The sequence below is a fragment of the Acinetobacter lwoffii genome (assembly GCF_024129115.1).
GTDB lineage: Bacteria > Pseudomonadota > Gammaproteobacteria > Pseudomonadales > Moraxellaceae > Acinetobacter > Acinetobacter lwoffii_T.
This window is the reverse complement of sequence record NZ_JAMXXO010000004.1, coordinates 15,155-33,335: the sequence shown is the minus strand read 5'-3', so window position 1 is coordinate 33,335 and position 18,181 is coordinate 15,155. Positions and strand designations below refer to the sequence as shown.

Here is an 18,181-nt window from a genome sequence, read left to right as displayed (position 1 = left end):
AACTGATACCAAGCCAGAGTGCCGCAATTGTTTGAAGGAAGTGGAATAACTATGAGCAATTCTAACACCCAACAAACCTAACCAAAGAAGCCTTCAAGATCATTAAAACTTGAGGGCTTTTTTTATGTCTATTACAACCAGAACATCCATCGTCAACCATGCTTTAAGCCTGATCGGTGACAGCAACATTGCTTCATTTGATGAGAACACGGCACGTGCTGAACGCTGCCGAAGTATCTATGACCAGGTGCGGAAATCCATCCTGCGTGATCATCCGTGGTCGTGTGCAAAGAAACGTACCATTCTGGCACCAGTGACAACTTATCCGGCCTTTGGCTATACCCATTCTTTCCCATTGCCGCGTGACTTCATCCGGATCATCAGCGCCAATACAGAAAAATATGAGGTCGAGAATCGTTACATTCTGGCCAACACCAATCGGATAAACCTTGAATATATTTTTGACAACGATAACGAAGATTCTTGGGACTCAATGCTGGTTGAAGCCATGTCACTCAAGATGGCTGCCAAGCTATGCAAACCGAATACCGGTAGCGATGCAGCAGGGCAATCTGCAGAAGTGCAATATCGTGATCTGATCAAGCGTGCACGTACGATCAATGCACAAGAACGACCTTCTGAAGATATTGTTTACGAGGAATCACGCTATATCGGGAGTCGCTACTAATGAAGCAATGGCTACTCAAAAATAACCTGTCCAGCGGTGAATTATCCCCGTTACTGCATACCCGAACTGATGTGCAGCAATATGCCAACGGCGCAAAGAAGCTGTTAAATGCTATTCCACTGGTGGAAGGTGGAGCAAAGAAACGTCCTGGTACTAAGTTTCGTGGCATCTTTGCCGGTGCATTGCGTCTGATTCCTTTTGTACCGAACTCGGATAATCCTTTTCTATTGATCTTAGGCATAAACACCATTCAGGTTTATAACCCTTTGACGCAATCCGTGGTTCATACAGGAAGTACGCCGTATAACACAGTGGCCAAAGTTGCACAGATCCAGGTGGCACACTCACGCTATCGCATGTTCTTTGTCCAGGGCGATCATCCGGTACATCGTCTGGTCTGCAGTAAGGACTTTGATAACTGGAACTTTGATCAATTCACTTTTGTCACAGCGCCGGTGGATGAAATCAATACCACACCTAACGTGGCATTAAAGCCAAATGGCACAGATGTTGGTAAAACCATTACGCTGACCGCTTCATCATATCCAAACTGGAAGAACACTGAAAACTACATCATTGGTGAGCGTGTTATTCATCTGCTTAAAACATGGGAAGCGGTAGCAGATAACTCTGCATCCGAGCCGACAGATCTGAATGATAAGTGGCAGGAAGTCGCCTGGTATGACATTCCAGTCTTTAATGCCTCTCACATTGGCGCAATCGTAAATATCAACGGTGGCCAAGTCCGTATTACTACAATCACATCGGGTACAGTGGTCTCAGGTGAGGTGTTAGTAAAACTGAATGCAGACGTTCAAGCTATTGCCAAATCATGGACCTTAAATACTGCGGCATTTACAGCAGCTACCGGTTATCCATCCACAGTGACATTCTTTAAACAGCGTCTGGTCTTCGCCAATACCAAAAACAACCCGAACCAGTTATGGGTTAGTGCAATTGGGAATGATGGTGATTTCTTGGAAGCAACGGACGATGCCAGCGCATTTTCCATGGCTTCATCATCTGCACAGGCAGACAATATTTTGCACCTGGCACAACGTGGTGGTGTGGTCGCGCTTACTGGTGGCTCTGAGTTCCTGATTAGTTCAGCCGGTGCATTTACACCAGCATCTGCCCAGATTGAACAGCACACAACCTACGGCGCACAATCCAATGTACGTCCGTGTCTGGTGGGTAATGAGCTGCTATTTGTTCAGCGTGGCGGTAACCGCTTGCGTGCACTGTCTTATCGTTATGAGGTAGATGGTCTGGTCAGTCCGGAACTATCAGCTATTGCACCACACATTGCAGAGGATCATGGCGGTATCAAGGAACTGACCTACCAGCAAACGCCGTATAGCCTAGTGTGGATGGTGCTGAATGATGGCATGGTGGCCAGTATCACTTTAAACCGTGATCAGGAAATGAATGCCTGGGCACAGCATGACTTTGGCGGATCTGTACGATCAATCTGTGCCTTGCCTCAAGCAGCCGGCAATGATCTGTGCTTCATGCTGGTTACGCGTAAAACCTCGGTTGTGCTTGAGCAACTGGACGAAACATCATTCATGGATTGTGAGATTGCACATAACGGCGCATTAGCAAACAGAAACCTGCATAACAGCACACAGTATCGATTCCAGAATGCAGATGGTTATTTCTACGATGACAATCAGCCAACGTCCGGCACCTGGTTTGCTGGCCAGCCGTTCAATATGGAAGTTGAGTTTCTGCCACCGGATCACAGCCAAGTTCCCAATACTGCAATGTTCCATAAGATCCAGGCGCATGAAACGGTCTTGTATATCCGCAATTCAATTGGTGGCCAGTGCAACCAGTACGACCTGGAACACAAGTCATTTAACCAGTCTGCATTCCAGAATCTAACCTATACAGGACCGGTCAGCGTCAGCATGAATGGTTGGTCGACCTTGCACGAAATGGAATTAAAAATAACACACAACAAACCGCTGCCTTTCCACGTCCAAAGTGTAGCTATGTTGGTATCAATGAATGAGAGATAAAGATGCTTGTACGTGCAGCAACACTAGAAGATTTAGACACGCTTGTTGACTGGGGCAAGCGTCTGACCAATGAATCACCACGGTTTAAAAAGCAGGGCTTTGATGAAAAGCGGGCGCGTAATGTATTTACGCATTTGATTAATGAGCTTGAGTCTATCCTGATCGTGATAGATGAGTACCAGAACCCGGTCGGCACATTAATTGGCGCATTAGATACTGACTGGCGCACAGGGCAAACACTGGCTTATGAACAGGGGCTTTATGTTCTGCCTGAATATCGCAAATCGGGTGCAGCCAGTGATCTGATTGAAACATTCAAAGTATGGGCAGATATGAACAAAGCAGATCGTATTCAGGTCGGCACCATCACTGGCATTCATGCGGATCGTACTGTGGGTCTGTATGAATCATTAGGCTTTGAACTGGTCGGCTATGTTCTTGAGATGGAGGTATAACCATGTGTGGAGGTGGAAATATTATTGGTGATATTTTTGGCGGCGTTGGCAATGCCATGAATGCAGTGCAAACACGTGCTGAAGCCAAAGGAAATGCTAAAACCGTTCGATCTGTAGCGCGTGCAGAAGCGGGAAAAATTAAGGAGCAAGGGTTGCGTAATGCCTCAACGGCGCGTGCCATGGCTGCTGAGAATGGTGTGAATGTTGATGTGGGTGCAGCAGCCCGAATTCAGGATGAACATATTTCTGATGCAGCTTATAACGCATCTATCACAATTTCTGATGCAGATAACAACGCGTCAAATATCCGTCGTGCCGGCCGAATGCAGAGTAATAGTTATGGGCTAAAAGCTGCTGGCAATGTCGTGAGTGCCGGCGCAACAGCTATGGGGTGGAAATAATGGCTTTAATCCCACGCTCACAAGGTCGTATCGTCTCACAGCCAGCGTTACGTCAGAGCACACCAGTCACAGGCTTGGCTGAACTTGGTAATGCAATCGGTGGTGTTATTGATGAACGCAGACGAAAATCCGATGAGGCCGATGTATCCGCAAAACGTGCAGAGCTTTATCACAATGATCTGGCCGAGAAAGAAGCCAAGGTTAAGCTGGATGATGTACTGACCACCGAGCTATCAGAGCAAGTTACATTGCTTAAAAACGATGTGGCCAATGGTGCAATGAATGCTGATGTGGCCAACAAGAATCTACAGACCTGGTCACAGGAACGCTTCAAAGGTCTTGAAAATGATCTGCCGATGCACGCGCGTCTGGATCTGCAAAACTACTGGTCCCAAAATGTAGCGAAGAATGCCACTTCATTTCTGCCGTTGCAATTAAGTGCTGACAACAAAAAAGGTGAAGTGCTGGCTGATCGTTATCTTGAGATCGGCACACGTATGGATCGTGAAGCGGGTGCGGAATACGTCAAATCCAATATTCAGAGCTTGAACATACCAGAAGCACAGAAACAGGCACTCATTTATAAATACCAAGGCACACGTGACCTGCAAGATATTGATGGGCGTATTACTTCGGCGGTTGAAAACAAGGACACAGCCAGCCTGCAGCAACTCATTACCGAAATGGATAACGGTGGTTTTGGTTATACAGACGGTCCAACACTGCAGCAGAAAAAAGCCCAGGCACTTAGCCGGATCGATGCAATCAATAAGCAGGTTGAAATTGAGGAAAACAAGCGCCTGCAATTGGCTGGAAAGGCATTGACTGAGTTTAAATCTCAGGTGATGACTGGCCGCGCTTTGGATGATGATTACTTGCAGAACATGGGTGCTGCGGTTCAAGGTACCGAGTACGAGGCTGAGTACAATTTCTATAAATCACAGTCCACAAACTTCCAGTCATTTGGCCGTTTATCTACTGCCGACATGGAAAAGCGCGTCAACCAGCAAAAAGCCAAAATGGCCAACAGCAAGACAGCGGATGCAGTCACTGAGGAAAAAGTTCTCGGTGTCTATGAATCCATCCTGAATAACAAGAAACAAACCATCAAGGACAATCCAAATCAGGCGGTACGTGAAGCAGGATTGCAGACACACCAGCTCACAGGTATGGAATTAAAAACCAATCCGGGTGGCTTTGCTGAAAAGGTGGTGGATAACGCCGTCAGTCAGGTTGCATTGAAAGATCTAAATCTGGTGATCAAGCCGATTGCAGCCGAGGATCTTCCAGAAGCGAAACAGGCTTTTGATGCTATGGGCGTAAATCAGAAACTGGATTTTATCGGCAACCTGATCCAGCAAAGCAAAGGAGTACCAAGTGGCAACAAGATCTGGTCGGCTACGCTAGGTCAGTTAGGCGGTGGTGATCTTTCCTATCTTATGGCAGGTGTAGCACGCGCCAATAACTACCGTTCACGTGATGGTGAAGATGTTGCAGTTGCTATCGTTTCAGGCACACAAGCCCTCAAGAATAAACAGTTGATCATGCCGAAAGAGGAACTACTCAAAACGAAGTTTAATGAATATGTAGGAAATACTGTTTCAGGTGCCACGGCAAATATGACCTATGCTGCCTTTAAATCGATCTATGCGCATTTGATTGAACGTAATAACTACATCCATGATGACAATAAAACGATTGATGATGATGCTAAAAGCTTCATAAATACAGCTCTAAGTCTGGCTACTGGTGGGGTGTATTCCCAAAAGGTTGAGTACGGCAATCAAAAGACATGGAAGGTATCCAAGCCATACGGAATGGATGATGACCGTTTTGAAAGTATTTTAGATACTCGCTATGCGGCGATTGCGCAGAAATACCAGACTTCAGAAGCTGAACTTAAAGACTTGCGTTTACGTCGTGAAAGTCAGAACGGCCCTAAAGGCCAGATCCGCTATGCACTGATCAATGAGCGTGGCACACCGCTGTTTTATATGAACATGCCTGATGGAGTGACCAAGTAATGAGTAACTGGTTATCTGAATACTCCACTGATGATCAAAAGCAGGTTGATGAACTCAATATGAGTGGGCTTACACATAACCCTACTCAATATAAAAAAGGGCCCGGGTTATTTGCTGGGGCGGGTAGTTCCATTCCACGCGGTGTTTTAGCAGGCACAGTAAAGGCTGTTGATGCTGTGGCTAAACCTTTTGAACGTGTAAAAGATCATCTTGAGTATAGTATCAATGACACGCTGAATGATGGTTTAGATGGTGCACTAGATGTACGTGAGCCATCATTCATAGAAGTTCATGCTGCAAAGAATAAAGAGCGCAAAGACATCCTAGTCATGGAGGTTGAGCAACTTGAAGATAAGGAAAATACCGGACTAATCGGTAGTATTGGCTTTAACTTAAGTGATTATCTTACCCGTGCACTTATAGGTGGCGCAACTGGAGGCTTGCCAGGTGCGGTTGCCCTAACTGGAACATCGGAAACAAACTATAGTTATGAGGCATTGACCCACAAAGGTGTTGACCCAACTACTGCAGCAAAAGTATCAGTGGTTGATGGGGTTATTGCAGGTGGTGCTACAGCCTTGCCGCTATCGTATGGCTTTAAGGGTGCGGGTGGGCTAGTTGGTGATGCCGCCTTATCGATTGGTGGTGCAACAGCAATCACCACAGGTGGACAGTACACAAGTGGTGAAATACTTAAATTAGAAGGATATGAACAGCAGGCTAAAAAATACGAAATTACTTACGAGAGCGTAAGTACAGGGCTTTTGTTAAATACTTTGTTATTTGGAGCTGGTCGCTATGCACGTTCGCGCTCAAGCGGCGGAACTAATTCAGGCAGTGAAGCTGATTCGGGTAGTGGAAATAATGCAGACTTTATTGAAGGTGAATTCAGGGAGTTAAGTGTTGATGAGATAGAGGTTAAGAACGCTCAAATTGAAAGTGCGCTAGTCATAAACGAGATGCAGTTTGAAGATGCTGCGGCACCAGTGAAGCCAGCCAATCCAGTTCAACATAATAATCATCTTAAAAATCTAAATGAAGCAACTGAAAACATAAAAGCTGGTCGACCGGTAAACGTGGCGCATCCGGTGAAAGGTGAGGATAAACAGAAGCCAGTCAATTACGACACTATGGCCTTACCCACCAATGCCAAAACAATTGCACGTAAAGCGCAGCAAGCTGGGATTCCTCCAAATGTAGCTTTAACCATTGCCCATATTGAAACGGGCGGTTCATTCAGCCATACAGCCAAGAATCAAACATCTACTGCACACGGTTTATTTCAGGTACTGGATAAGTCCTGGAAGAACTTAGGCGGTGGTGATCGATCTAATATTGATGAGCAGATCCGCATCGGCTTCAAGCACATGAAGCAGGCAGAAAGCCATATTAAGAAAAGTATTGGCCGTGAACTGCAACCGCATGAGCATTATTTAGGGCATTTACTTGGACCAGGTGGCGCAAGTGCAGTTCTAAAAGCAGATCCAAATACACCGCTGATCGATGTGGTTCGTAAATACGATCCAAAAAATGCCAATGACATTGTGAAAAACAATGCTATGGATGGTATGACCGTCGGCCAAGCGATTGGCAAATGGCGTAACAAGTGGAATGGTTTAAGCGCTCGATATGGTGGCAATGGCACCAGTACTGCAATTGGCATGGATGGCAGCAGCTATGACATGGCTTATGAGGTCAAATCACTGGATGAACTGATTGCATCGAATGATCTGGCCTATGGGGTCAATCCGCTTTACCCATCTGAACTGCAACCGCGTGACCGTACCCGGGAAGCATCACGCCAACAGATTGAGCGTATGGCTGAGGATCTACGGCCCGAGTTACTTGGCGAATCTCCAAAACTGTCTGATGGTGCTCCGATTATCGGCATGGACAATGTGGTCGAGTCTGGTAACGGACGCACACTGGCTATTGCAAAAGCGTATGAATCAGGCAAGGCTGAAGAATATCGGGCCTTTCTGGAACAGTATGCAGCAGAGCGCGGCATTGATATTGCAGGTATCAATAATCCTGTTTTAGTCCGGACGCGCTTAACAGATACCGATCGCACGCAATTCGTAAAACTGGCGAATGAATCTGATGTGGCGCAGTACTCCGCAACCGAACGCGCTGTGAGTGACTCAGATCGTCTTCCTGATGCTTCTTTGCTAAAGATCAACAATGATGGCTCAATTAATTTAGATGGCTCTATGGACTTTGTACGCGGTTTTGTAGGGGCATTGCCAAAGTCAGAACAGGGCACGGTGATTACCGGTGACGGACGTTTAAGTCAGGAGGGGAAACGCCGTATTGAATCTGCAATTATGCAGCGTGCTTATGATGATTCTGGCCTTGTCACAAGACTATCCGAGAATCTGGATGATGATAGTAAGGCTGTATTGAATGCCTTGTTACGTGCAGCGCCGCAATTGGCACAACTGGACAGTCTGGTGAAGCAAGGTGGCCGTCATCAAAATACTTTGGCCAAGGATCTGGCACAGGCAGCGCAAAAGCTCAGTGATTTAAAAGCCAATGGCATGCGTGTTGATGATTACTTAAATCAAGGGCAGCTCATCGATGATGGACTTTCACCTGGTGCACGTGATTTCCTGAATGTCTTTGACCAGAATAAGCGTAGTACAAAAGCGATTGGCGAGAATATTCAGTCCAAGATTGATGAAATTGATGCCATGGGAGATCCGCGACAAGGTTCATTGTTTGGTGATGGGCCAGAAGAATCAGCCGCTTTAGATATCATCATGCAGAATCCGGATCAGCAGATTTCAGTTAGTCGTATGCGTCCAGATGGGGAAATGGAAGAAATCACCATGACCTTGCGTGAACGACTGGATGAACTGGAAGCAGAAGCGAAACAAGCAGAGCAAGATACACTTGCAGCACAGACCGCAATTAGTTGTGCTTTACAGTTTGGGGAATAAGTTACCCAACAAACTAAACCTTAATGAATGCTCAGATGATGGAAATTATCTGGGCATTTTTATTATGAAAGACCAATGCAAGGCCGCCGTAGCAAAAGCACTCGGTAAAGCCAAATTAAGCCAACAGGAAGCTATTGATATCGAAAATCGTATCAAAGATGCAATGAAATCTTTGGCAAAAAAAGATATTCAAAACTGGCGCAATTTATCTGATGCGGACAAACTGACTGAAGCAGGTAAACAAGTTGCTATTGATATTCAGGAACAATTGAAGCGAAAGCATAAAATTGCCGCACAAGATATTTTGACTCAATCTAAAAACTTGGCACAGCTTGATCATCCAAAACTATCAGCCAGTGAGGTTGTAGATCGCATGGTCGCGGCTCATGGTGATATGTCAGGCATTCAATCGATTGATTCAAAAGCCAGAGGCATAGCGGCTATTTATCGGGGTGAATTGGTAGAGTTCTATACCAGTATCAAAGGTGGATTAGGGGTATTTACTGATAAGAATTTAGTACAGAAAATTGTACGTGAGCGATTTAATGATAGTACTGGTGATGTTTTAGCAAAGCAGATTTCCGACAAGATGGGTGAAGTCTTTGAGGGCATGCGTCAGCGTTTCAATAGATCCGGTGGTGACATTGGGAAACTTGATGATTGGGGTTTACCACAAACGCACAACTTGGAAAAAATTGCAGTAGCAGGAAAACAGGCTTGGGTAGATAAAGCTGAAGGCTTAATTGATACTTCAAAGTATGTTCATGAGGATGGCACGTACTATTCACAGCAGGAGATCCGTGAACTACTTGAATATTCATTCGACACATTGAGCAGCAACGGTGCCAATAAAACTGAAATTGGCCGCCAGTCATTCGGGGGTAATTCTAAAGTGACCAGCCGTCATTCTGAAAGCCGGGTACTGCATTTTAAAGATGCTGAATCATGGATGGAATACCAGTCTGAATTCGGTGGCATGCCGTTTGTAGACCTAGTAGAGGCTCATATAAGTGGTCTTTCTAAAGACATTGCTTTAGCTGAAAACCTAGGCAGCAACCCAAAAGGTTCAATGAAAATCTTAATGGATGCTGCGGAAAAGAAAGATTGGCTGAATGGACTAAATGCAGACACCACAGGCAAGTCTCGTAAACGTGCACAAATGATGTTTGATGAGTTTATGGGGCAAAATACTCCACAAAGCCAGATTCTCGCCAATGGATTCTTGGCCTACCGTTCAATGAATGTTGCGTCAATGCTTGGCGGTACCACGCTTTCATCTATCACAGACCAAGCCATGATTGCGAAAACGGCCTCTGTACACAACATTGCATATAGAAAAACTTTTGGTGAGTTGGTTTCACATCTCAATCCAGCCAATAAAGAAGATCGAAAGCTTGCACATAGTTTGGGTTTGGCCACACAAGAAATGCTGGGATCAATTGCACGATGGGCTGATGATGGTTTGACATCGGTTCATGGTAAATCTGAAGCAATCGCAAGAACCTCTAGCTCACTGGCTACTCAAGTTTTACGTGTTTCCGGCTTAAATGCTTTAACTGCAGCCTCAAAAGTTGGCTTTACCAAAATTCTGATGGATAAATACGGAACACTTACCCGGACAAAAGACTGGAATGATTTAGATGTACTGGATCGGGAGTTGCTACAAGGTACTGGCTTAAGTGAAAGAGCATGGCAAGTGATGCAGCTTGCAGATCCTGTAGTGGACCGTAACGGCAATCAATTGATGTCGGCACGTTCTATTTATGAAATTCCAGATAATAAACTAACAGCATTTGGTGACCCTAAAAAAGTTAAGGATGAAATTGCATCACAGTTTCAGGCGCATTTACTTGATGAACAGGGCATGGCAGTTATTGAAGCCGGACTGCGTGAACGAACAATGCTACAGATCGGGCAGAAAGGAACAATTGGTGGCGAGATTTGGCGAAGCATGACGCAATTTAAATCTTTCCCAACAGCATTTTTAATGCGCCATGGTAGTCGCGCAATGTCATTGGATAAGGGAACTTCAAAGGCGGCATATCTGGCTTCATTATTTGCAATGACTACAGCACTCGGGGCATTGGTTGTTCAACTAAAAGAAATTGCCAGTGGGAATGATCCGCAGATTATGTATGATGAAAACGACCCACAAAAGGCGATTAACTTTTTCACACGTTCCGCAGTTCAAGGCGGTGGCTTGTCATTCATTGGTGATATTTTAGTGGCTGGTCAAGATACTACTGGCCGCGGTCTTGATAGTTTTATGGTTGGGCCTTTCGGTAATGATGTAAAAACGGTTGCTGGCTTAACAGTGGGTAACTTTACTCAGTATTATCAAGATAAAGATACCAACGCAGCCAATGAAGCATTTAAAGCTTTAAAAGGCAAGATCCCTGCACAAAACTTGTGGTACACCAAAGCTGCGACTAATCGCCTAGTCTTTGATGAAATGCAGGACATGATTGCGCCAGGGTATCGTGAAAAATTATTGCGTAAAGCCGAACGTCAGCACGACCGGACGCGCTTCTGGGGTGATGATGTTGGTGATATTCAGATGCCTGATTTTGAGCGTATCGTGGAGTAAGTAGGACACCCAACAAAGCCGTTCCTAGTCCCCTGTATATATGGCCTATATACGGGGGATTTTTTATGTCGGATGTAAAGAAGTTACGTTTTTTAAAGCCTGAAACAGTAGAGAAATTAAAACTCTGTATGGAGATGGCCGGCACGGATGCAGTCGATCTAATGACTGAAGCTTATGGTCAGGATGTTTTTGACAAGACAGGTCGTGGCGATAAGGTCTGGTTATACAAAGGGGCAAAAGAAGCGCTGACCTGCATGGAGAAACTGAACCGCGTCTTGCTTGATGATGAATTGTCAGCTGGCGATGGAAGTGATCGAAAGGTATCACCAGAGGCGCAGGCAGCTGCATTACTTGAAAGTGTGGCCAAGAAGTTAGAAGAACGCAAACAGCGTCCGAGCTAATACATGATCAAGGTCAGCTTTGCTGCTTTCTTTCTGGTTTATGCGGAAGCCATGAATTGGGAAGTGCCGGATTTTCATTTAGATGTCTGTGATTTCTTGGAAAATTACGGCTCACTTGGCTTATTGATGATGCCACGTGGTCACGGCAAATCTACGATTCTGGACATCTATAACGCATGGAAACTATTCATTGATCGCAATCGGTTAATTCTGCACCAGGGCGCAACTGATGGAGATGCTTCAAAGTGTAGCCGTGGTACTCAGCAAGTCATTGAAAAGCATCCGTTGTGTCAATTGTTTGGCGTATTTAAAGAACGTGGTGAGCTGCAAAAGTGGTGGGTGACTGGATCGGAAGATGTGCGGCATGGCTCACTGCATGCGCGTGGCGTATTGTCCAACGTGACTGGTGCGCGTGCGCATGAGATTCAAAACGATGACGTAGAAATGCCAGCCAACATCGGCACACCTGAAGCACGTGAAAAGCTGCGCTATCGCCTATCTGAGCAGACGCACATCCTTATTCCTGGTGGGCAAAAGCTATTTGTCGGTACACCGCATACCCATGACTCCCTTTATACGCAAGTACAAAAACAGGGTGCAAAATGCATGATTCTTAAAATGTTTGAAAAAGAAAAACGCTTTGAAAATATCAGTGAGTGTTTATCCGACTTCGATCCGGTTTATGTGTTTAGTGGGATCAGTCATACAGCTAAGCTGCTCACACGTGATGAAGATTATGCAGTCTATAAAATTGGTAATACCTTCAAGATTGTTTTAAAAGAAACACACTATCTGATCGATTTATACAGTGAATCACTATGGCCAGAACGCTTTACACCAAAAGTCATGGGTGAACGCCGTAGAGAATGCCGGACATTAAACGAATGGGATTCACAGTACCAGATGCATGCCAAGCCGGTGGGCGAAGTTCGACTTGATCCGGACAAGATGGAAGTTTATAACTGCGAGCCGGTGCTTCGACGTGCCAATGGCCAGTACATCATGATGCTTGGGGATCGTCAGATTGTCGGTATTACCATGCGTTGGGACCCATCATCTGGAAAGCTGAAATCCGATATTTCCTCAACTGCATTAGTGCTGCATGATGATTTTGGTGCCAAGTATTGGCATAGATCCGTTGCACTGACTGGCGATGTCGTTACTCATGACGCACAAGGAAATATCATAGGTGGTCAGGTATGGCAGCTTTGCGACCTGATTGAGCAATTCAATGTACCAAGCCTAACGATTGAGACTAATGGCATTGGCAACTTTGCACCAGCAGCGCTAAAAGGTGCATTAAAAGCACGTCGTATTCGTTGCGGGGTAAAAGAAGAACACAGTGTAGGGAATAAAAACAAGCGTATTTTAGAAGCGCTAGAAGGGCCGTTAATGTCGGGCTTATTATGGGTACATACATCCGTCATTGACACCCCAGAAGAAGGCGAGAATAGCTCAAGACAGTATAAAAATATGCGCATGTTTAACCCTGCAATTACTGAACAACCAGATGATGATCTGGATTCATTAGCTGGTGCTGTTACTGATTCACCGGAACGCGTAGGCAAAATACACAGAAATAATGAGGTCAATGAAAGCCCTAATTGGAGAACAAACGGTGGTGTTGTTGAAGCCACCTTAGATTTTGAAAATTAGGGGTGGATCATGGCAGTTCCAGAACAAACGCCGTATATCGAACACACTGGAAATGGTGCTACAACCAGCTTTGCGCTGAAATTCCAGTGTGAATCAAAAGACCATTTGATTGTCTTGGTGGATGAGATTGAACCACCGATTGAGACGTGGAGCTTAACCGGTGGCAATGTGGTATTCACCACGGCACCAGCAGCTGGCAAAAAGATTACCTTACAGCGCAATACACCATTTAGCCGAACCACTGACTACCAATCTTACAATAATTCATTCCGTCCACCGGCTGTGAATAAAGACTTTGACTGGATCTGGTTGAAGCTTCAGGAATTAGGTGTTGCAGACTGGATTTTAGGCGCACGTATTGATGCATTAAAAAACTATGTAGATGATCGGGATGACGAGTTGCGTGCTTATCTCATGGAGGAGATCCGCAAGCAGGGTGTAGCTTTAGATCAGCTGGATGAATACTACAATTATCTCATGCAGCGTCTTGCACAAATTGCCGTGGATAAAGGTTGGGAGGCGAGTTTTGTTGTTGACGCGAGCGGTAAGACTCAGCAAGAAATCAACAACTCGGTCATTTATCAGTGCGACACAGTTGCAGATTTAGCTACAATCTTCCCACGTGGGGCTAACCACATCGTGCATGTTCGTCGGTACTCGGCAACTTCTAAGTGGGTAGGCGGTCAAGATTACCGATGGGATGCAGCATCCACAGATGCAGTAAACGACTTTGAAACTATAGCCTCACCATTCTCCGCAAATGGGCGTTGGAAAGCTGTGTTTAAAAACAATGTGATGAATGCCTGGTCATTGGGTTACTTTGGTGATGGTACTACAGATAATGCTGCAAGGCACAAGGCTGTCTCAAAGTGGATGCACGAAAATAATGAAACTCGTAAGCTAATTTTCAGTAGTGGCGATTTCTTGTTTAATGGTGAAAGTGGAAACTTTTACCTAGTAAGCAATACAGACTACCAAATCAAACCAACCGCGAAAATCAAAGGTGGCTCTTCTTTTGATGATAACGGGATTTATTTCGGTACATCTTATGATAATAATCAGTATTTAACGAATGTAAAAGTTTATGGCGGTGGGACTTTTGACATGTCTGGTACGGGATATATGCGAACAGCGTATCACATACGCACAGTTATTTTCATCCCAAAGCAAGATAAGGTCACTTTTGATGGTATTACTTTTACTGGTGGTGATTTTGTTTGGTCTATTGTTACGGGTGCAACCCTACGCGAGTCTGACCAAGAAAACTGTGTAATCAAGAACTGCACATTTGATTTTCACATGGTTGACATGCCCGATTCAAAGAATAGCGACTTTACCGCTATTTATGTGAACACGCCTAATGCTACGATTAGAAATAATACTTTTAACGCTAAGAGTGTACGCGCCAGGATGCTTGGAACAGCAGTTGAGTTCCACCACCACGGTGGATCGTTATTAAATAATACATTCAACGATGTTGGGGTCGGCACTTACATTGCACAACAAGAGGAAGTGCATACAAACGATACGATAATACAAGGGAACAAAGGTACGTGTACGGGTCTATTTGTAGCATATTGGTCTGATGGTGGTGTGCAGAGGTATGCTTTAAGAAACTCGATTATAGGGAATACCATTAAGCAGCGAAATTTCCCGTCCAGTGCAGAGCAATCAGCAATTGGGTTAGTGCCGCGCTCTAGCGGATTAAGCTTCATTGCATTTATTCATACTGACCCAACAGCAAACCAACTACCCCTAATAACTGGCGGCTTAACTATATCGGGTAATAGTTTTACGCATTCACAAGTAGACGCAGCATCAACGTTTATTAATTTCATATCACAAGCCCCACATGGCATATCTGTGATTGGAAATGATTTGCGCGTAGCAAATCTAATCACCACCCCTTCGGGTCGGTTAAGTAAACCTATTAGTAGACTTACAATGCGGCAGAACACTATTAATGGGGAATATCTATCAAGCACTACTTCGCCAGTCTCATTTAGAGCAAACTCAGTAACAAACTGTGTTATTGACTTGTCGGATATTACTTATGAAACGCTATCAAACAAAAATATTCCACTGATCAGTTGGGATGTGGTATCTAATGGGAATTATTTGAATACCATTATTGAGGGCGAATACAGCTACCCTACATACTCAACAGTATTATACCCTGCAGATTTCTTTGCTGGTTCAAACGCTAACACTGTTTCGCATGTGTTCAGTGCCAACATAAACATCCCCGCTGCAACTGTGGCGGGTGCTGTTCTTGCTAGTGTCACAGTGGATATAGCTATCAACAGTAAGTTGCGTGTGCTAAGTGCTAGTATTGGGCTTGAATCTACCCTCACACTACCTGTCTACTTGTCGAGAAGATCGTCAGCACTAGCCTATACTGGTGTTGGCTATACAACACAGGCGATTGCTGCGCCAACCGCTATAAGCGCAACATTCTATACTACACGAGTATGATTAAGTGTTGACTAAATCCTGAGCCTACCATGCGAGTTGATTGGTTTGGAGTAATCACTCAACAAACCCCTACCAACCCTGATCTTTAATTAGATCAGGGTTTTTTAATGTCAAAAATAATTGGGGGCGGCATGTCCGATCAGAAAGCGGCAGTAATGGAAATGGCAGCGACCGTTTCTTCCGCTGCATCAAAAACAACGTATGCAGGGGCCGCTTCTGGTTTCGTGGCATGGCTTGCGTCAGTCGATGTCCTGGCTTGGATGGGTATCGCACTTGCTTTAGCAGGCTTCGTTGTGAACTGGTACTACAAGCGACTGGAAAATAAACGAGCCGATGAGATCCACAAACTAAAAGTAGAGCAATGGGAGAAATATTACGATGTCAAACAAGACTAAATACTATGTAATTGGTTCTTCTCTGGTGCTTGCAGCAGGAATGTGGATTACTGGTCCAAGTGATGAGCAGGTGCAAGCCACTGCAGTCAAAGAGGGCTATACATCCAAGCCAGTGATTCCGGTTAAAGGAGATGTACCGACCATTGGTCACGGCACCACGGTCTATCCAAACGGTGTGCGCGTCAAAATGACCGATCCAGCGATTGACCGCAAACAAGCGTTTGAATATCTCAAACTACACATGGATAAAGATGCACAGCGCTTCAATAAAACTGTTCTGAATATTCCAATTTCACAACCTGAATATGATTTGTACTTAGATTTCACATACCAGTACGGCACTGGTGCCTGGTCTGGGTCATCAATGCTTCGTCATTTGAAAGCGCGTGAATATATCCAGGCGTGTAAATCACTTCTGAAGTGGAAGTATGTGGCCAAGCGCGACTGCAGTATTCGTTCTAACAATTGCTATGGCGTATGGGCTCGACAAGTTGAGCGCTATAACAAATGCATGGGAGTGAACTAGATGCCACTTTTATTACTGATCGGGAATAACAAACGCTGGTCCCTGATTGTTGTGCTGTGCATCGTAATTATCTGTCAGCTGTTTCAGGCCAATCGTTTAGCCGGTGATTTACGCAAAGCCGAAACGACATGCCAGGACAAAATCAATAAAAAGCTAAAGCCATATCTTGATGCTGAAAAGAAAGCACAGGAGCTGGCCAACAAAGCAGGTGAAGAATATGAAGAATCAAAAGAGGTTGAGCGTGTCAAAACCGAAGTTATTACACGTGAAGTGCAAAAGATCGTGGAACGTCCTGTTTATATCCACACTAATTGCTTTGATGACGATGGGGTGTCAGCAGCCAATGCCGCTGGTAATTCCAGCAAACCTTAAAACGCCTTGTCCTGATCTATTGGAATTAAAGTCTGGCCAAGCCAAAGAAGTGTTGCAGGTAATGGTGGATGACCGACGAAAGTATGTAGATTGTAAGCAGCGCCATGCGGCTATAATTGAAATTGTAGCAAAGTCCTCAAAGTGAGGGCTTTTTGCTTATAATGAATCAGGTATGTTTTTGAATGTGTACAGTAATGTGTACATAAATATTTATAAAATTAAATATTAAATAAAAAATATATCTAAATTAGTAACTTGCTATCTTAGCCATCCATATCGAAAATTATGGTAGGTTTTTCAGAGCATTTTGACATATTTAGGTTTTCTATGTTTAAAGCAACAGCAGCACCACAAGATCCAATGATTTTGCAGTTTGTGCCCATTTTGACACAAGCCTGTGAAATTTTGCGAGAAGAATATCAGCGTTATTGTTCTGGTGCGGCTTTTGATGTCATTAAAAAGAATGATAATTCTCCGGTGACTCAGGCAGATTTTCGGGTCAATACTTATCTGACCCAAGCTTTGGCAGAGATTTCGAGCTTGCCTTTACTGTCTGAAGAAGGACAGGAACATGAACGCCGCTCATGGTCAGAATTCTGGTTACTGGATCCGTTAGATGGCACTAAAGAGTTTTTGCACCAGCGCCCCGAATTTACCATTAATTTGAGTCTGGTCAGAGGCAGTTTGACCACTTTTGCCATATTGGCGGTTCCAGAGCAGCAACTGATTTATTTCTGTCCTGAGCAGGGCTTGCCTTATAAATATGATATTCAAACTAGAACATGGTTTGCTTATGCAATGTCTTCGACATCTAAAATGATTGCTGTGGGACTGAGCCAAAGTAGCCAGCAGAAACCAAAATATCTGGAGTATTTGCAAAGTTTGGCCAAGCTCACGCAATACACTGAATTTAAAGCGGGCAGTGCCTATAAATTTTGCATGATGCTGGAAGATCAGGTGGATATCTATCCACGGTTTCATCCGACCTCGGAATGGGATACCAGCGCTGGTCAATGTATGCTCGAACGGATTGGTGGTGGTCTGGTCGATTTAGAAGGCCGTCCATTTATTTATAATCATCGGGATACCTTGCTGAATGGCGGATTCATTGCCTATAAGAATAATGATATGAAAATTATTGCATTGCATGCAGTGTCTGACATGCAGGCCGAGCATTGAGCAAAATTCTGAGCGTGTTATAGTGGTGCTTAACCTATTACCAATCCAGAGTTGGCTGT

The 18,181-nt window shown here is 44.7% G+C and carries 14 protein-coding genes; all 14 read left to right on the top strand.

The window, feature by feature from the left end:
• Positions 1-124 precede the first annotated feature (124 nt).
• The 14 genes from NI470_RS05335 (at position 125) to NI470_RS05270 (ending at position 18,122) form a co-directional block, all read left to right on the top strand.
• On the top strand, positions 125-688 hold the full coding sequence (locus NI470_RS05335; protein WP_253147931.1) for a phage connector family protein: 564 nt from the start codon (positions 125-127) through the stop codon (positions 686-688).
• Complete coding sequence (locus NI470_RS05330) at positions 688-2,712, top strand: phage tail protein (RefSeq protein WP_253147932.1); 2,025 nt, start codon at positions 688-690, stop codon at positions 2,710-2,712. The genes NI470_RS05335 and NI470_RS05330 overlap by 1 nt, the downstream gene beginning before the upstream one ends.
• Positions 2,713-2,714: 2 nt before the next feature.
• The gene (locus tag NI470_RS05325) at positions 2,715-3,167 is read left to right on the top strand and encodes a GNAT family N-acetyltransferase (RefSeq protein WP_253147933.1); all 453 of its coding nucleotides are present in this window, start codon (positions 2,715-2,717) and stop codon (positions 3,165-3,167) included.
• A 2-nt stretch (positions 3,168-3,169) separates the two neighbouring features.
• Positions 3,170-3,568, top strand: coding sequence for a hypothetical protein (locus NI470_RS05320; protein ID WP_253147935.1), 399 nt, complete (start codon positions 3,170-3,172; stop codon positions 3,566-3,568).
• Entirely contained in the window at positions 3,568-5,592 is a 2,025-nt protein-coding gene (locus NI470_RS05315; RefSeq protein WP_253147936.1) for a methyl-coenzyme M reductase, read from the top strand. Before NI470_RS05320 ends, NI470_RS05315 begins: the two co-directional genes overlap by 1 nt.
• Positions 5,592-8,531, top strand: a complete 2,940-nt coding sequence (locus NI470_RS05310) for a lytic transglycosylase domain-containing protein (RefSeq protein ID WP_253147937.1) — start codon at positions 5,592-5,594, stop codon at positions 8,529-8,531. Before NI470_RS05315 ends, NI470_RS05310 begins: the two co-directional genes overlap by 1 nt.
• 64 nt (positions 8,532-8,595) lie before the next feature.
• Positions 8,596-11,118: a hypothetical protein gene (locus NI470_RS05305; protein WP_253147939.1), complete on the top strand. Its 2,523-nt coding sequence runs from the start codon at positions 8,596-8,598 to the stop codon at positions 11,116-11,118.
• A 65-nt stretch (positions 11,119-11,183) separates the two neighbouring features.
• A complete protein-coding gene (locus NI470_RS05300; RefSeq protein ID WP_253147940.1) occupies positions 11,184-11,519 on the top strand; it encodes a hypothetical protein in 336 nt (111 codons plus the stop codon).
• A gap of 3 nt (positions 11,520-11,522) precedes the next feature.
• Positions 11,523-13,175 carry a phage terminase large subunit gene (terL, locus tag NI470_RS05295; RefSeq protein WP_253147941.1) on the top strand — a complete coding sequence of 551 codons (1,653 nt, stop codon included), beginning with the start codon at positions 11,523-11,525 and terminating at the stop codon, positions 13,173-13,175.
• A 9-nt stretch (positions 13,176-13,184) separates the two neighbouring features.
• On the top strand, positions 13,185-15,650 hold the full coding sequence (locus NI470_RS05290; protein ID WP_253147942.1) for a hypothetical protein: 2,466 nt from the start codon (positions 13,185-13,187) through the stop codon (positions 15,648-15,650).
• A 131-nt stretch (positions 15,651-15,781) separates the two neighbouring features.
• Positions 15,782-16,045 (top strand): holin, encoded by a 264-nt coding sequence (locus NI470_RS05285; protein ID WP_253147943.1) that lies wholly within the window; start codon positions 15,782-15,784, stop codon positions 16,043-16,045.
• Positions 16,029-16,571, top strand: coding sequence for a glycoside hydrolase family protein (locus tag NI470_RS05280; protein ID WP_253147944.1), 543 nt, complete (start codon positions 16,029-16,031; stop codon positions 16,569-16,571). The genes NI470_RS05285 and NI470_RS05280 overlap by 17 nt, the downstream gene beginning before the upstream one ends.
• A complete protein-coding gene (locus NI470_RS05275; RefSeq protein ID WP_253147946.1) occupies positions 16,572-16,943 on the top strand; it encodes a hypothetical protein in 372 nt (123 codons plus the stop codon).
• 327 nt (positions 16,944-17,270) lie between these two features.
• Positions 17,271-18,122: a 3'(2'),5'-bisphosphate nucleotidase CysQ family protein gene (locus tag NI470_RS05270; RefSeq protein ID WP_253147947.1), complete on the top strand. Its 852-nt coding sequence runs from the start codon at positions 17,271-17,273 to the stop codon at positions 18,120-18,122.
• The last annotated feature ends 59 nt before the right edge of the window (positions 18,123-18,181 follow it).

What these genes read in the sequence shown, in the direction of transcription:
- NI470_RS05335 (WP_253147931.1), top strand. Translation starts at nt 125, where the DNA reads ATGTCTATTACAACCAGAACATCCATCGTCAACCATGCTTTAAGCCTG.
- NI470_RS05330 (WP_253147932.1), top strand. Translation starts at nt 688, where the DNA reads ATGAAGCAATGGCTACTCAAAAATAACCTGTCCAGCGGTGAATTATCC.
- NI470_RS05325 (WP_253147933.1), top strand. Translation starts at nt 2,715, where the DNA reads ATGCTTGTACGTGCAGCAACACTAGAAGATTTAGACACGCTTGTTGAC.
- NI470_RS05320 (WP_253147935.1), top strand. Translation starts at nt 3,170, where the DNA reads ATGTGTGGAGGTGGAAATATTATTGGTGATATTTTTGGCGGCGTTGGC.
- NI470_RS05315 (WP_253147936.1), top strand. Translation starts at nt 3,568, where the DNA reads ATGGCTTTAATCCCACGCTCACAAGGTCGTATCGTCTCACAGCCAGCG.
- NI470_RS05310 (WP_253147937.1), top strand. Translation starts at nt 5,592, where the DNA reads ATGAGTAACTGGTTATCTGAATACTCCACTGATGATCAAAAGCAGGTT.
- NI470_RS05305 (WP_253147939.1), top strand. Translation starts at nt 8,596, where the DNA reads ATGAAAGACCAATGCAAGGCCGCCGTAGCAAAAGCACTCGGTAAAGCC.
- NI470_RS05300 (WP_253147940.1), top strand. Translation starts at nt 11,184, where the DNA reads ATGTCGGATGTAAAGAAGTTACGTTTTTTAAAGCCTGAAACAGTAGAG.
- terL (WP_253147941.1), top strand. Translation starts at nt 11,523, where the DNA reads ATGATCAAGGTCAGCTTTGCTGCTTTCTTTCTGGTTTATGCGGAAGCC.
- NI470_RS05290 (WP_253147942.1), top strand. Translation starts at nt 13,185, where the DNA reads ATGGCAGTTCCAGAACAAACGCCGTATATCGAACACACTGGAAATGGT.
- NI470_RS05285 (WP_253147943.1), top strand. Translation starts at nt 15,782, where the DNA reads ATGTCCGATCAGAAAGCGGCAGTAATGGAAATGGCAGCGACCGTTTCT.
- NI470_RS05280 (WP_253147944.1), top strand. Translation starts at nt 16,029, where the DNA reads ATGTCAAACAAGACTAAATACTATGTAATTGGTTCTTCTCTGGTGCTT.
- NI470_RS05275 (WP_253147946.1), top strand. Translation starts at nt 16,572, where the DNA reads ATGCCACTTTTATTACTGATCGGGAATAACAAACGCTGGTCCCTGATT.
- NI470_RS05270 (WP_253147947.1), top strand. Translation starts at nt 17,271, where the DNA reads ATGTTTAAAGCAACAGCAGCACCACAAGATCCAATGATTTTGCAGTTT.